Annotated in this window: 1 protein-coding gene; it reads right to left on the reverse strand. The window is 38.7% G+C overall.

Going from position 1 to position 377, the window contains the following annotated elements; genetic code table 11:
* Window positions 1-6: 6 nt before the first annotated feature.
* A partial coding sequence (locus tag C6368_RS17145; RefSeq protein WP_449374867.1) for a reverse transcriptase domain-containing protein occupies window positions 7-377 on the reverse strand: 371 nt, incomplete at its 5' end.

Genomic DNA, 377 nt, shown 5'->3' on the forward strand with positions numbered 1-377 from the left:
AGGATATTAGACAATAGCGGACTTATTGGAGAACCTTGCGGAACTCCCGTTACTCATTTCTTGTCTATTTTCTATAGGTATTCGTGAGGGCTTCGCCGTTCTTCGTTTGTGTAATTTACCATTGATTTGGATTGGAGCTCTTAACCATTTACGTATCAAACGCATGGTTATTGGGCACTTTACCTTTTGATAAAGTAAGTTTAGAAGTAAGCAATGGTCTACTTCGTCAAAGAATGTCTTTAAGTCAATGTCTACGATAAACGTAAAACCCTCATGGATATGTTCCAACGCTTTACCAACTGCTTGGCGTGCGTTTTTGTTGGGTCTAAATCCGTAGCTATTAACACTGAATTCACTCTCATAATGTGGCATCAAAA

Source organism: Brumimicrobium mesophilum, from assembly GCF_003025005.1.
GTDB classification, from domain to species: Bacteria; Bacteroidota; Bacteroidia; order Flavobacteriales_D; family Crocinitomicaceae; genus Brumimicrobium; species Brumimicrobium mesophilum.